Origin of the sequence: Tessaracoccus palaemonis, assembly GCF_019316905.1 — a bacterium.
Lineage (GTDB): Bacteria > Actinomycetota > Actinomycetes > Propionibacteriales > Propionibacteriaceae > Arachnia > Arachnia palaemonis.
In genome coordinates this window covers 1576082-1590653 of the sequence record NZ_CP079216.1, presented here as the reverse complement: position 1 = coordinate 1590653, position 14572 = coordinate 1576082, and the positions used below count along the sequence as shown (strand labels likewise).

Annotated in this window: 11 protein-coding genes; 1 reads left to right on the top strand and 10 read right to left on the bottom strand. The window is 63.0% G+C overall.

What is annotated here, in order from left to right; genetic code table 11:
• Window positions 1–65: 65 nt before the first annotated feature.
• From KDB89_RS07140 to KDB89_RS14605, 4 genes are all read right to left on the bottom strand, one after another.
• Window positions 66–1271, bottom strand: a complete 1206-nt coding sequence (locus KDB89_RS07140; RefSeq protein ID WP_219084131.1) for an RNA polymerase sigma factor — start codon at window positions 1269–1271, stop codon at window positions 66–68.
• Between the two features lie 179 nt (window positions 1272–1450).
• The gene (locus KDB89_RS07135; protein WP_219084130.1) at window positions 1451–2236 is read right to left on the bottom strand and encodes a TatD family hydrolase; all 786 of its coding nucleotides are present in this window, start codon (window positions 2234–2236) and stop codon (window positions 1451–1453) included.
• Window positions 2236–3534 carry a hypothetical protein gene (locus KDB89_RS07130; protein ID WP_219084129.1) on the bottom strand — a complete coding sequence of 433 codons (1299 nt, stop codon included), beginning with the start codon at window positions 3532–3534 and terminating at the stop codon, window positions 2236–2238. Before KDB89_RS07130 ends, KDB89_RS07135 begins: the two co-directional genes overlap by 1 nt.
• Window positions 3531–3830, bottom strand: a complete 300-nt coding sequence (locus tag KDB89_RS14605; RefSeq protein WP_255556362.1) for a hypothetical protein — start codon at window positions 3828–3830, stop codon at window positions 3531–3533. The genes KDB89_RS07130 and KDB89_RS14605 overlap by 4 nt, the downstream gene beginning before the upstream one ends.
• Window positions 3831–4226: 396 nt before the next feature.
• Between KDB89_RS14605 and KDB89_RS14600 the strand changes: the two genes are divergently transcribed.
• Window positions 4227–4355, top strand: coding sequence for a hypothetical protein (locus tag KDB89_RS14600; RefSeq protein WP_255556360.1), 129 nt, complete (start codon window positions 4227–4229; stop codon window positions 4353–4355).
• Between the two features lie 4 nt (window positions 4356–4359).
• Here the strand turns inward: KDB89_RS14600 and KDB89_RS07120 are convergent, their stop codons facing one another.
• From KDB89_RS07120 to KDB89_RS07095, 6 genes are read right to left on the bottom strand one after another with little or no spacing between them, the layout of a single operon-like run.
• Window positions 4360–6243: a KAP family P-loop NTPase fold protein gene (locus tag KDB89_RS07120; RefSeq protein WP_219084127.1), complete on the bottom strand. Its 1884-nt coding sequence runs from the start codon at window positions 6241–6243 to the stop codon at window positions 4360–4362.
• Window positions 6240–6974: a M48 family metallopeptidase gene (locus KDB89_RS07115; RefSeq protein WP_219084126.1), complete on the bottom strand. Its 735-nt coding sequence runs from the start codon at window positions 6972–6974 to the stop codon at window positions 6240–6242. Before KDB89_RS07115 ends, KDB89_RS07120 begins: the two co-directional genes overlap by 4 nt.
• Window positions 6961–10068 (bottom strand): type I restriction endonuclease subunit R, encoded by a 3108-nt coding sequence (locus KDB89_RS07110; protein WP_219084125.1) that lies wholly within the window; start codon window positions 10066–10068, stop codon window positions 6961–6963. The genes KDB89_RS07115 and KDB89_RS07110 overlap by 14 nt, the downstream gene beginning before the upstream one ends.
• Window positions 10065–10790, bottom strand: coding sequence for a TIGR02391 family protein (locus KDB89_RS07105; RefSeq protein ID WP_219084124.1), 726 nt, complete (start codon window positions 10788–10790; stop codon window positions 10065–10067). The genes KDB89_RS07110 and KDB89_RS07105 overlap by 4 nt, the downstream gene beginning before the upstream one ends.
• Complete coding sequence (locus tag KDB89_RS07100) at window positions 10787–11986, bottom strand: restriction endonuclease subunit S (protein WP_219084123.1); 1200 nt, start codon at window positions 11984–11986, stop codon at window positions 10787–10789. The genes KDB89_RS07105 and KDB89_RS07100 overlap by 4 nt, the downstream gene beginning before the upstream one ends.
• Window positions 11986–14427 carry a type I restriction-modification system subunit M gene (locus tag KDB89_RS07095; RefSeq protein WP_255556358.1) on the bottom strand — a complete coding sequence of 814 codons (2442 nt, stop codon included), beginning with the start codon at window positions 14425–14427 and terminating at the stop codon, window positions 11986–11988. The genes KDB89_RS07100 and KDB89_RS07095 overlap by 1 nt, the downstream gene beginning before the upstream one ends.
• Window positions 14428–14572: the final 145 nt, after the last annotated feature.

The window sequence follows — 14572 nt, the reverse complement described above, 5'->3', positions numbered from 1 at the left end:
CAATCCAGCGCGACGCGACAGACCGTCAGCCCGGTGTCCGTCGCGAGCCCAGAACATCCGGTCAGTCATTGATCCATCCCGAAGAACTGCTCGGCCTGGCGGCGGATCTGGGCGAGCTTCTTGGAGATCGGGCTGTGGCTGGCGTATCCGAGCCGTTCCGCGATCTCGTGCTGGCGGTATCCGCTCGACAACAGCACCACGATCTCCCGCTGCTGGGAGTCAAGGAGCGCGAGGAAGTCGCTGGTCACGAGCCTGCCGTCAACCTCGCTCTCCGGCCCTTGGACCGGGATGGTGTCGGTTAGCTCGACGAAGCGGACCCGAACCTTGTTGCGCTTGCGGTAGAGCTTCCGCTCGAAGTCCTCACGAGCGTTCGACCACTGAGCCGAGAAGTCATCAGCCACCCGGTGGCTCCGAACCGCGTCAAGGATGCCGCGCAGATGGCCTGTCGAGTCGGCGGTCTCGACGGTCTCTACGACCCTTTCAGCCGCATCCTCCTCACCCATCCAGACTGGCCCACCCATCCGCGGGTTGCCCGTAACGGCACCTTCAAGGACACCGCCGTCCTGCAACGGGACGGGTCCCACCGTCTTGCCCTTGTCGACCTCCGGGAAGGTCCTCAACGTCTCCTGGATGACGGTAGTGACCGGCGGCACCCAGAAGTCGAGGTTGTGCGCCAAGAGCCGGATCGGGTCGTCGCCAGAGAAGGCCGAGATCCGCGAACCGGAGTTGAGGTGCGGCCAGACGGTCCACGCCCATGCCCTGGCGAGGCGGTCCCCAAAGTCCGCAGACAGGTATCGATCGATGTTGGAGTAGTCCGCCATGAAGGGCCACTGCCCCCGGCGGAGCAGCGGCAAGCCGAAGCGGTCGAGGGTGGACTTCCGCAGCAGGTGGTAGAGCGGTGCATATTCGAAGTACCGAGACTGAGTGCGCGGAACGAGGATCGCGTTGACGTCGCCCATGTCGGCGATGCTGGCAATCGGCTCGGGCAAGTCGTCGTCGAAGAAGCGGCGGCGGAACTGCGCGGCCTCCCAGAGCAGGTTCCACATACCAACCTGGCCGCCAAGTTCCAACGACCGGTGCTCCATGTCGATCGCCACGTAGTCCGGCAGCTCAGGCTCCAGCGGTCGCACCACGCCCGAGAAGATCATCCCGGCCGAGATGTTGCGGAGCTCAGGGTGCTCGTCCGGTCTCACGTCGCCAACAGGGAGGAAGGCGTCGTCGCGCTGCCAAGCCTCGATCTCGTCGGTGGTGGGCTCGCGCTCGTCGTCCATCGGTGTGTCCATGTGTGCCTGAATCTGCGTCATGCCCTACACACGACAGTTCGAAGCTGAATTGTTCCGCTGGCTGCCATCTCGATACCTCGTCACGACGCGCGGCGGCCGGTGACGGACGTGGGGCCACCCGGGGGCGACATCTGATGCGAAACAGTCAGGGTCTATTTGAGACATCATCACGTCTCTGCTCCTGTCCGTGCAAAAGCGACCATACGCTGCACGGCGGTAGGTAGCAGCGTCGGCACATCTGCGTGATCAACGAGTCCGGCTAGATTCGCCCAAACCTGCCTACGGACGGCCTGCACGTCGGTGTTATAGATCTGTGCCAGCGCTCGTTCGACATCATCGACGGATCCCGGTTGTCGCGGCAAAGTGGATGTGCGATCACCGGACGGATGGTCGGTCTCGGTAAGAATCCGCTCGAGCGGGATCAGCGACACGTCAGCCGGGTACTTCATCCCTGCGGCGTTGAACGAGAACCAGCAGTCGAGTTCGATCGCCCGCAACGTCTCGGCCTCGTTGCCGCGCCACCAGTGGAGCACAGCACCCTTGATCGGCGTGCGCTCCAGCGCGCCAAGGACGCGGCTCGACGCACCTGAACTGTGGATAGAGGCTATGCGGGGAGTCCTTTGAAGCGCACTGAGGATGGCCTCAAATACCCGCTCCTGTTCGGCATCAGGTACCTTCGAGCGCCCGTCCAGCCCGATCTCACTCACGAAGGCGGTCGACGCCAGTAATGAGCTGAACCTCGTTTCGTCGAAGTCCTGCTGCGCCTGGGCTGCTCCTGGATGGCAGCCAACGCCCCAGATCGTGACCTGATCGCGGCGAACTCGGACAGACTCGTACTCATCCAACGATCGAGTCGCCGCGAACACGACCGCGCCGAGACGCTCGAGATCGGCGGGGCGAGTCTTTGGGTTGATGTGCGCATGCAGGTCGAGCGGGGGAAGCTGAGGTGCCATCAGAAGAGCCCCCGCAGTTCCTCAACTCCCCGCCGGGACAGCGCGAGCGCGTCCTGCGCGGTATATCCCTCCGGCAGTGACATCGCCATCACGTCGCGTGGCCGGATGCCCCGGTCGACGAAGTCACGGAGCGGCTCAACGATCGACTTCTGCCGGACGAACGTGCCGTACCTGCCACTCGCATCTTCGGAGAGGTAGGTCGTGGCGTCTGGAATGCCAGCGGCGGTGAAAGCTGCTCGGCGGACGAGGCAGCCGAAGCAGACGCCGCAGGAGGAACCGGCTGGTGCTCCGCTGTAGCGCCCATCGGTGTGCGAACAGGAGTTTGTGCTGCTGAGGTAGGTCGAGGCGGCGTCGATGCCAATGGCATCTGCCACACGGCGGAACATCTCGCCCTTTGTGAGGGTCTCGAAGGGGTTCTCGATAAGGCCATGACCGCCCACGCTCTGCATCAACGTAGACAGTTCCCGCAGGAAGCGCGGATGGGTGGTGTGCGTCGACAGGCTGCCACGGCGATCGGGGCCGAGCGGTGGGTTGAGCGAAGCGAAGCCGTTCTCGGCGATCCAGAGCGTCGATCCAGCGCGCTCTGCGACGGCAAGCCCGAGCGCAAGGAAGAGAAGGGAGCGCGAGCGCGTCGATGTCTCGCTGCGGAACGATGAGCCGTCAAGGCGCCTCGATCCACGATGGAGGTGGAACTGATGGTGCACCTGCCGGATGCCGGGTACCAGTTCGGTGATCGCGCTGACGATGCTCTGCTGCACCGGGGAGATCGCGGTCGAGCTGTACTGAGACACCAGCGACTGGGAATGGTTCGCGCCCAGCTCGACTGCGGATAACAGTGCGCCAGCGGCCGAGTCAGCGCCCCCGCTCAGAAGGGCCGTCCGGTCGTGGTGCTGCTCCTCTATCGGCAGTCCGGTCGCCTCAGCCGAAGGAGCCTGAGTGAAGGTGAATGCCCAGCTGTCACCCGAGAGGAACCCGACCGTGCGGGACAGCTGCTCGGCATACGGCGCCCAGATTTCAGGATCGGTCACCTCAACGGTGAGGGCGAAGTCCCGGGCGTTCCAACTCGAGCCTCCGGCCTCACGGTGCACTGATCGATCAGCGGCAAGAACACCGAGCGCAATCCGGACAAGGTCGACGTTGCGCGGGTTCACCACGCCAAGGCCAGCCAGGTGGGGATCGACACCGCCAGTGAAGGTGGTACGGCCGTTGCGCACCCAAAGGAAGACCTCGTCGAATCCGCCGTCCTCAAGAGCAGCATCAGCAGTTGTCTCGGAAAGTGTGAGCAGCAACCGGGTCATGACGTGACTCCGAAGATCTGCCCGATGTCGCGGATGCCGTTCTGGATAGCCTGCGCCATCTGCTGCTCGGTCGCGCCTGCCGGGTTCAGCGTTGCCTGCGCCGCATACTCCGCTGCCACATCACGGATCTGGCGCTCCAGGCTACGGCGCTTCTCGAAGCTGGCGTCCTTGGCGTAGATCGTCGCTGACACCTCGGTCAACGCGGTCTCCGCGATCGTTGTCTCGATCGACTTCCTGACGACATCCTCCGGCGTCGGCGGATGATCCGCAGGCTGCTCCAGGATCCACTCGACCACGGTCGCGACGATGTCGCGTTCCTCAGCATCCGCAACTGTGCTGTCGGCCTGGGACTCAAAGGTCGCCTCGATGATCTTGAGCCCGATAGCGACAGGGTCACCGAGCGACCGCAGCTCGTCATAGTTGAGACCAGCCTCACGCAGGGCCTCCCGGTTGCCAGACGAGTAGGCAAGCGCAAGCCGCCCAGCTCGCCCAGCTGCCCGAGATACCCGACCGACAGAGCGGGTGGCGCCACCCGATGAACGGCCACCCCCTCCGCCTCGGGCACCGCCCCCGCCGCCACCCGGGCCGTCGCTGCGCCCACCGCGTCCGCGCGAGTTGAGCAGGACGCGAAGCGCCGGCCCGAGGTCTACACGCGGCTGCCCCGGCGTTCCGGGACGCAGCGGATCAGAAGCGTGATCGGCTCCATCCGCGCCGCTCGTGTCAGCACCATCGGCGCCGCCTGGCCCACCTGCGGCATCAAGCCACGCCGCAATGTTGTCACGCAGGTCGCCTGCGTCCTTGCCGCCACTGCCGCCGAATGAGCCGCTAGTTCCCATTGCCGCTCCACGCCGTCTCGACGATGCCCACAGATTGCTGGAGTTGCTGGTCGTCTGACCCAGCCCGCCAGGTATCAAGCACCGGCCGATAGACCGCCTGATCCAGCGGTCGAAGCTTGATGATCGTCGCCGGTTCGACGTGGGCAGCGGGAAGACTCTTCAACGCCTCCACTACATTCGGGTGGCTGGTGGGTTGCTGCGCTGCGAGGCGAAGCAGACTCTCGACGGTGAACTTCTGCAGCCCCGGCTGATCGCGAGTGCGACGTCCAAGATGGCCGACCAGGATCTGGGCGTCGCCCTCCGGAAGCAGCTTCAAGGTTTCGTCGGTGACGCCTGCACGGTCGAGCTTGTGGCTTGACGTCAGGGCAACCGCGAGGTCCCGGAGACGCTCGGGTAGGCCGGTGTCGATAACCTCGATCTTGGCGAATGAGGCAGCAAGGTAGAGGTACCCGGAGATAGCGGATGCATCAAGTACGGGCGGGAGTTTCGCCCAGCGCCGGAGAGTATCGCTGAAGTCGTCATCACGAGCGGGCTCCGGCTCCGGCTCGGTAACGGCAGGCTTCTTTCTAGCGCCGCGCTCCTTCGGCGTCTCTTCCTCAGAGGTCTCAGACGCAGGTTCCTCAATCGTCTCTGCGCGACCGTTCGCAGCAACGTCGAGCGCGTCAAGCTTGTCGCGCAGCTGGTTCGACGCGAGCCAGCCAAGCACGGTTTCAAAGTCATCGGTGAGGATGCGCTCCAGCACCATGAGCTTGGCAACCTCATCCGGCTCCAGCTCAAATCCACGACGCCGGGCAACGGCCTGGCGCACATTCAGGTCGTTGAGGAACCGCTTGATGCGGCGCGGATTGCCGTGGAACTTCTCATAGAGGATTGGCGTCAGGCGTGTGGCCGTGACAAGGTGCTCCGCCAGCACACTGCCATCCTCGACCTCCAGGTCGTCCAGGCTGCCGCCACCTATGCGCAGCTCGTCGCACTTCGTGACGAAGGACGCATACGCTGCCTCGTCTTCGCTCAGCTCGGCCCTCGCGAGAAGGAGGAAAAGATACGCCTCGGTGTCGAACCGGCTCAGCGCGGGAAGAGGGATGGTCGTCTGGACGATCTTGTGCAGGTAGAGCTTGGCCGGATCCTCATCCTCGTCTTTCGGAGCCGCAGTCTTGAGCTTCTGCTGGATCGCCTCGGCGACGCGGTCCTCATCGGCCGCGATGACGAAGGACATGCGCTTGGCCGAAAGGAACAGCCTGATCGCTTCAAGGGTCTCGACCACAGTGTCCGGCAGGCAGCGGTCGAGATCATCGACGAGCACCACCACACGCGACAAGTGGGCCAGCGCGGGATCGGCCAACAACGTCTCGAACTCTTCGCGGAAGGCGGTCATGCCTTTCTCGCTGTCGAGGCTGTCAGGCTCGTCGCTCACCAGCCCGAAGACGTCATCGATGTTCGGCAGCTGCATTGTGATGGCGGTCTTAGCGGCCATCTTGACCGCCTTCGACCAGTTCACCTTGCGAACGAGCTTCCTGAAGGCTTCAAGGCCAGCCTTGCCGACCGGGTCTGACTCTTTGAACTCCTTGCCGAGTGCGCCGAGTACCTCAGCGATGAGGCTCTCCTTCGGGCCAACAGTCGGGTCGTAGAGCCACGGCTGCGTCGAGACGACGAGCACCTTGGGGTCGCCACCGACGGAGCGCTCCGTGATTTCGGACTTGATTAACTCCAGCACGCTGGTCTTGCCGCTGCCCCACGCACCAGACAGCCCGATTGCCACCGGGTCGAGTCCATCGTCGAAGATAGCGTCTGCGGCAGTCTCCGCAACGGCACGAAAGGCCAGCAGATCCTGGGTCGCGGGCTCATCTGACCAGAGCGGATACTTCGACGTCATGCTGTGCCCTCCGCATCCCACTCTTCGCTGGCCAACGGAGCTCCGTTCAGCTCGTCGCGGCGTGCCCGCCAGTCAGGCACATGCTTGTCCATAAGTGCGATGAATCGATCATTGTGCGTTCGCTCGATCAGGTGCACGAGTTCGTGAACCACGATGTACTCGAGGCAACGGGGGCGCTTCTTGGCTAACTCCGGGTTTAGCCAGATGGCGCGCGAGGCGGTCTGGCAAGTGCCCCACTTGGTCTTCATGTGGCGGACGACGACCGAGTCGACCTCAGCGCCGACGATCGGCTGCCACTTCTCCAGCAGTGCCGGGATCGCGGCCTTGAGCTCGCGTCGGTACCAGTTGTCGAGAATGCGGCGTCGCTTGTCGGCGTCGGTGCCGGCGGGAGCGGACAGCCAGAGGGTGTTGCCCTTGGGCTCGATGGCGACGCGGCCGGCGTGCGAGACGTCGAGCTGGTAGCGGCTGCCCCACACATAGTGGGTCTCGCCGGAGATCATCTCGCGTTCGGTCTGGCGGTCAGCGTTCTGCAGCTGCTCGCGCTGCTTCTTGATCCAGGGAAGGCGCTGCACGATGGCCAACCGGATGGCATCCTCATCGAGGCGGTGCGGTGCGGCAACACGAACCCGGCCCACCGGTGGGTAGACCGAGATATGCATGTTCTTGATGTCCTTGTAGATGACATCCACACCAACCCCGGCGACGGTGAGGTAGGCGTTAGCGGTACTCATCGCGTGCCCTCACCAGGTCAAACAGTTCATCGAAGCGGTCGAAGCCGTCCGGCAGCACCTTGTGCAGAGCCCTGGCGACGACCTTCTCCTTCATCTTGTTGCCGACCCAGTCGTGGTGCTTCGAGGTCATCACGGTGGTGTCGACCTGGATCGCCAACTCGGGCGGCGCGAAACCAAAATCGACCAGCGCCTTCTGCGCCCCGGTCCTGGCCCACGCCGGATAGACCGTGTCGGACTCCTTCTTGCCGACCTTCTTGGCCAGCTCGAGCAGCCGAGCGAGGTACTCCTTGTAGTCGAGCGCCTCCTGCTTGGCCTGCAGGATCAGGGCGTCGAGCAGCGACGACATCGAGTCGTAGTACTTCGGGTTCATGGCGTGCTCGTCGACGATCGTCTTGCGGACGTTGTTGATGATCGTCTCGGCCGCAGCCTCGGGGTTCTTGCGGATCCCGGGCGGCAGCGTGTCCAGCGCGCACTCACCACGTTCGACGATCAGCTCGACCAAGCCCTTATCGAAGATCGCCACGTCCTCGACCGGGTCGGCCTGGATGTAGGTGTCGAGCAGCGAGCGCATACCGGCCTCGAACTGCTTCATATCGATGTTCTCGCCAGCACCGAGCTCAACCTCGTCACGGACGGCGACGTAGTGAGCGACCTCGTCCTTGATCTGCTTGGCCTCGGCCGCGGCATAGCCCGCCTGCTCCATCTCGTTGGCCAGCACCCCGTAGGTGCGGACCAGCGCGGCGACCGACTTATACAGCTCGACGCGCTTGTTCTCGTTGGCCTTGATCTGCTCGGCATCGCCAGGGATGTCGGCGACGAAGTAGTGCTGGTACTCCAGCGTGCCCTTCGGCGGGGCGACCGGCTCACACAGGGCACGGATCCGCTCCAGCGCTTCGTCGAGGTCCTTCTTCGCCTGGTCGGTGCGGTCCTTGAGCAGGCCTTCGATGTCCTGCTTCTCGTAGCCGTCCAACGCGCCCGAGGTGTAGTCGGTAATGGCGTTCTCAAGGGAGTTGAACAGGTCGCGGTAGTCGATGATGTAGCCGTAGGTCTTGTCGTCGCCGTCGAGGCGGTTGACCCTGCAGATGGCCTGGAACAGGCCGTGGTCGCGCATCTTCTTGTCGATGTACAGGTAGGTGGCGCTCGGGGCGTCGAAGCCGGTCAGGAGCTTGTCCACCACGATGAGCAGGCGCATCTGGCCCGGCTCCTTGATGAACTTTTCCTTGACCTCCTTCTCGAACTGAGCCACCTTCTCCGGCGTCGAGGCACGGTCGGCAGGCTCACCGAAGTAGTCGGCCAGCATCTGCCGGTAGATGTCGTACTGGCGCAACTTCTCGGTCGCACCCTCGCCCGAGTCCTCCTTGGAGATGTCGCTGGCGTTCGGGACATAGCTGGTCACGATCGCGACCTTGCCCTTGAAGCCGGCGGCCACGAACAGCTCGTAGAACTTGCAGGCCTGGTAGATCGACTCGCCAACCAGCATGGCGTTACCCCGCCCGGAGACCAGGCGCGGCTGGGTGTCGAAGTCCCACAGGATGTTCTGAACGATCATGTCGGCGCGGCTCTTGGCGCTGAACACCTTCTGCATGGTGCCCCAACGCTTCTTGAGGCGGGCCTTGCTCAGGTCAGTCATGCCCTGAGTCCAGTGCTCGAACTTCTTGTCGATCTGGGCAGCGCCCTTGAGCTCCTGGTCGACGTTGCGGGCCTCGTAGCGCAGGTCGAGCACGACTCCGTCAGCCACAGCCTCATCGAACTTGTAGGTGTGGATGAACGAGCCGAAGGTTTCGATGCTGGTCGCCTTGTCAGCCTTGAGGAGCGGCGTACCGGTGAAGCCGATGAACATCGCGCCAGGCAGCAGCTCCTTCATGGCCTTGTGCATCTTGCCCGACTGGGTGCGGTGCGCCTCGTCGACGAAGATGTACAGGTTGCCCTTCGGGCTGAAGTTGGCCGGCAGCCGCGAGCGCAGTTCGGCGATGAACTCCTCGCCAGCGTCGTCGAGGTCCTTGTCGTCGTCGCTGCCACGGAACTTGTGGACCAGCGAGCCGATCAGCCAGGGGTCGGTCTTGTTGATCGCGCTCAGCAGGTCCGCTCCCGAAGTGGTGCGGTAGATGTCCTCATTGACCCCGCCGAAGACCTTCTCGATCTGCTCGTCGAGTTCGGTGCGGTCGGTGATGATCAGGACGCGGGCAGCCTGCTGGTGCTCGCGGATCCACTTGGCCAGCCAGACCATGGTCAGGCTCTTGCCCGAGCCCTGGGTGTGCCAGATGATGCCACCCTCGCGCTTGGCGATCCTGGCCTGCGCAGCCTTCACGCCGAAGTACTGGTTGTGCCGGGCGGTCTTCTTTACACCCGAGTCGAAGACGATGAAGTCATGGATGAGTTCGAGGAGGCGCTCCTTCGAGCACATCTGGACGAACGCCTTGTCGAGGGGTTCAGCGAGGTCGGCGCCGACTGGGCTGTCCTGCGGTTCCTTCCACTCCAGCCAGTACTTCTCCGGCGTCTCGATCACGCCGTAGCGCAGACCCTCAACGTCGTTGCCGGCAAACATCAGCTGGACCGTCGAGAAGAACGGACGGATGAAGTCGGCCCGCTGGTTGCCGATGTTCTGACGGATACCCTCGCTGACGCTCACCTTCGAGCGCTTGAACTCCACAACGCCCAGGGCGATGCCGTTGACGTAGAGCAAGACGTCAGGGCGCTTGTTGTGCTCGCCCGCGATCGAGACTTCTTCGGCCATGTGGAAGTCGTTGGCCTCAGGCTTGGTCCAGTCGATCAGCCAAACGGTCTCGAAATTCGACTGCACGTCACGCTTGACCTTCACGCCGTAGCGCAACAGCTCGTAGACCTTGCGGTTGGCCTCGTACAGCGAGCGGTTGCCGCCCACCGCGGCTTCATTGCGCAGCACGTGCAGGGCGCGGCCAATGAGGTCGTCATCGACGGCACGAGCCTGCAGGTTGGCACGAAGCAGAGCCTCCTCGATGTTCGAGTTGCCCTCACGGTCCTCCCACTTACCCAGGTACGAGTAACCAAGCTGCTCCTGGAACAGCTTGACCACGCGATCCTGCGTCTTGCGCTCGATCTGACCTACGGTGCTCATGACTGGCTCTCCACGCGTTCTACTTCTGATTCATCGACCCAGCGCGCGAGAACGCTTAGCGCCGCCAAGTACTCAAGTGCCACTTGTTCGTCCAGCTCCTGGTCCGCCTCGTGGCTGAACGGGTTACGGATGCCAGCGAAGATTCCCTCAGCCAGAGCCATCGCGCCACGCTGGACAGACTTGTAGGTCTTGCTGCCGTCGTCAGGCATCCGACGGAGGCGGGCCTTGCCGGGCTCAGCGGCCTTGTCAGTGAACACCTGATTGAAGAGGTCTGTCTCGCTGACGTCTCGGCGACCGACCTTGTTCTGAGTCTCAGCGTTAACCTTCTTCGCGGCGTCCTCGACCGCCGAGCGGTAGTGCCCAGACTTCCACAGCGACGCCGCACCGCTCCAGATCCATGGGTGCAGACTGGACGCCGAGATCTCCGGAGCGTCGTCGCCGAGGTTCTCACGGATCTCTTGATCACGAACGAGTTGCTCCCGTGCGCGGACTGCAGCCTCTCGATGCTTCAGCCATGCGTTGCTGGAGCCAGCGTCCAGGTTGCGCCAGTCCGAGAGCACGCGGTCAAGGATCTTCTCCACGATCTGAGCCTGCCTGGCTATATCTTCGTCCGACGCGGCCGTGAACAGGAACCCGATGAATCCAGGCTCACCATGCATCTTGGTCTGCTCGATGAACTTGTCCAGCTCCGCGATGGCCCAATCGACGTTCAGTCCACTCATGCCGATGCCTCCGCTGGAGCCAGCCGCGTACGGCCGGTCAGAAGCTCTTGCATCATGCCCTGCTTGATGGCGCGGGTGGCTTCGAGGCGTCGTTCGAGTGCGGCGATCTCATCGTCAGAACTCTGTAAGGCCAACCCGATGGCCGCCTGCTCATCGAGAGTTGGCAGTTCCAGTTCGTATCTAGACACGACTTTCCAGTCGGAACGAGGCATGTGCGTGCCATAGGCAGTACTCGCCACCTCGATGAAATCATCCTGCTCCACCACGTACCTCAAGAATGCGCTAGTTGCGACGCCTGTCCGTGGCCTCAATGCCCAGATTTCCGTGGAAGCATACCCATCCCTGTCGGCAAGCCAGTACTTGCGTAAGTACGCGCGGAGCTTTCCGAAGAGGACGTCGCCTCTCAGGAATCGGGTCTTGAGCGATACAGACGAAGCAAGATCGGAGTCACCAAGCAGATGACCTGTTCGGGCCGATATGTGCTCAAGTTCGACCACACGCCCGCTCGTTGTTCTTGGATCCGAACGATCCTTCGACGGGGTCGCAATGTCACCAAAGATGACCGGCGTCCACGCACCAGCAAACCCGGGCAGTCGTGTGCGACCGGTCAGGAGCTCCTGCATCATGCCCTGCTTGATTGCGCGCTTCTTGGCGATGAGTTTGGTCAACGAGCTGGTCAGCGCGTCAACATCCCGCAGCGCCTGAGCGATGGCACGCTGTTCAGCCGCATCGGGAACGGGAACGGTGAGCTTCAAGAGATCGCGAGTGTATACAGCAGCTACACTCGTCGTTCCCGTGGCAAGGCCTCGAATCGCATCGATTGACTCCGCAGTGTTTAGCACATAGCCGAAATACTCTGGAGTGCCGCAATATCTGACGTCAAATTCCAAGCGGAGAATATTCGAGTTGTAATATGCAACCGGGAGTTCATCACGCCAGATCGAGACCTTACCGACCAGATCCAAGGTGTTTCGCGTATTGAAGAGGACGTCTCCGAAATGCAGACGGTGTTCCTCGAGAACTTTCTCACCATCTGGAATGTACTCAATTCTCGATACATCCATGCTGACTCTGGCGATATTTCCCATCTTGACAAGGGGGCGAACCGTCGCGCTCGGTCCGTTCTTGTAATTTCCCCCGAGCCGAGGCTTGGCAATCAATCCAATCGGAAGCCGAGGCCAGTCCTGAGAGGTCATCACCTAACCCCCATCGCGGCCAAGTGCTCAGTGACCTTGGCGCTGAGCCGTTCAACCTCGGCATCAAGGTCGCCGACGGTCTCGGCGTAGCGATCGCCGAGCACATTGAGACGGTCGACGAGCTGTCGGATCAGAGCGTCGAGCTCCGCCTGGGCACCACGCACGAAGCGAGCACCCCACTTGTCATCGATGACCAGCGCGTGGATCTCGTCGGTCGAGAGCTTGCCGTATTGCTTGAGGGTGACTTCGTCGAGCTTGACCTGTGCGTCCTTGGTGGCCTTCTTCGCGTTGGTCTCGGCGTCGTAGAGCGCGATGAGCTCGGCCAGCGCCTTCACCTCGTCGCTCTTCGGGTCCTCACGTTTGGCGATACGCAGGCGAGCAGCGGCGAGGGCCTTGCTGATCTTGTCGTCGTCCATGGCATCGGCGAGCAAGCCTTCCTCGCCCGAGTTCTCCTCGACGAACTCCTCGACAGCCTGGCCAGCGGCTTCAGCCGCGGCGTTGAGCTCCTCGAGCTTGGACTTCTCCTCGGCGAGGTAACGGTCCACGATCAGGGCCGGTGGGATCAGGTCCATTTTGTACTTGGTAGCGCTGCGGCCAGCTCCGACGACAAGGTCCGGGGTTTCGGAGAGCTTGCGCTCCTTGTTCTCGATCGCGGTGCGTGGCTTGGCGGCCTCGTCCCAGCCCTCGCTCATCACCAGCGCGACGTCGTCGTGCATGGTCTCGTTCCAGTAGCTCATGAGCTGCTCGTAGACGCCGTACTCGTCAATGAGCGGCTTCGGACGGAAGCGCTCGAGCAGAGTGTCGCCGAGCAGCGCGATCAGGGCGTTCGGGCGGGTGCTGCTGGAGATGTCGACCAGCTCGTCGTGGTGGACGTTCCACCAGTGCGTCACCGTGCCGGTCGTGGTACCAGCGAAGGCCTCGTATTCCGGCGAGCCGGTGATCGTGGCCTGAATCTCGCTCTTGTCGACGGCGAGCTCCGAGTAGCCGGGGCGCAGTGGCTTGAACAGCGTGCCGCGCAGGCTCGGGAAGGCGTCCCAGTAGCGCTGCAGGGCGTCGAGGTCACGGTCCGGGATGCCGCCTCGCAGGTGGGCGTGCAGGTCCTGGATGTCCTCGGGCTCCGAGCTGTCGATGTAGCGCGGGATGTTGAGGTTGTAGTCGTTCTTGGCGTCGGCGATCTCAGCTACCGGCACCATGCGCGAGTAGCGCTCGACCTCGGTCTGCTTGTTGAACACGTCGATGATCTGGTGCATGTCGCGGGGGCGCAGACGGTTCTTGTTGCCATCCTTCACGAAGCCCTTGCTGGCGTCGATCATGAAGATGCCAGTCCTGGCCTGGGCGTTCTCCTTGTCGAGCACGATGATGCAGGCCGGGATGCCGGTGCCGTAGAAGAGGTTCGCCGGCAGTCCGATGATCCCCTTGATGTAGCCCTTGCGGATCAGGGCCTTGCGGATGGTCGCCTCAGCGTTGCCGCGAAACAACACGCCGTGCGGCAAGATCACCGCACCCTTGCCGGTGCTCTTGAGGCTCTTGACCATGTGCAGCAAGAACGCGTAGTCGCCGTTCTTCTCCGGCGGGCGACCGTAGCCGTCGAAGCGGCCGTACTCGTTCTCCAGACCGTTGGTCCAGCTCTTCACGCTGAACGGCGGGTTGGCGACGAGGAAGTCGAAGGTCTCCAGGCGGTCACCGTCACGGAACTTCGGGTCGACCAGGGTGTCACCCTGACGGACGTCGGCCGTCTCGTTGCCGTGCAGGATCATGTTCATCTTGGCCAGCGCCCAGGTGGCGTTGTCCTTCTCCTGGCCATAGATCGTCAGGCCGTGCGGCGCAGCGTCGGCAACCTTGAGCAGCAATGAACCAGACCCGCAGGTGGGGTCGTAGACGGTGGCAGACAGGTGCGTCGTCGGCTTGATGCCGATGAGCTGAGCCATGACACGCGAGACCTCGGCCGGCGTGTAAAACTGCCCCTTGCTCTTGCCCGACTCGGTCGCAAAGTGCTGCATCAGGTACTCGTAGGCATCACCGAGCAGGTCGTCGCCCTCAGCCCGTGAGCCAGAGAAGTCGAGATCCTGGAAGATGCCGACCAGCTTGCTCAGCCGGTCGACCAGGGCCTTGCCCTCACCGAGCTTGTTCGGATCGTCGAAGTCGGCGTTGTTGATGACGCCAACGAGGTCGTTGGCGTCGGCGAGCTTGCGGATGGCCTTGTTGACCTGGTCACCGATGTCGCTCTTGCCCCGGAACGAGACTAGGTCGTCGAACGAACCGCCCTCAGGAACCTCAACGAGGCTGTTCGGGTCTGCCTTGGCCTTGTCCGAGACGTACTTCACGAAGAGCAGCGTCAGGACGTAGTCCTTGTACTGGCTCGCGTCCATGCCACCGCGGAGCTCGTCCGCTCCGGCCCACAGCGAGCTGTAGAGGTCCGACTTCTTGAGAGCCACCGTCACGCCACCACCCTCGACGGCGCGCTGAACGCCTCACTCGCTGCTCGCTGGTACTGGCTCATGCTGTGGCTGTTCTCCTCCGCGCTGAGGCGCGTCTTAAGTTGTGCTTGGGTGCGTGTCCACGCTACCGGTGCCCTAGGACACTGCT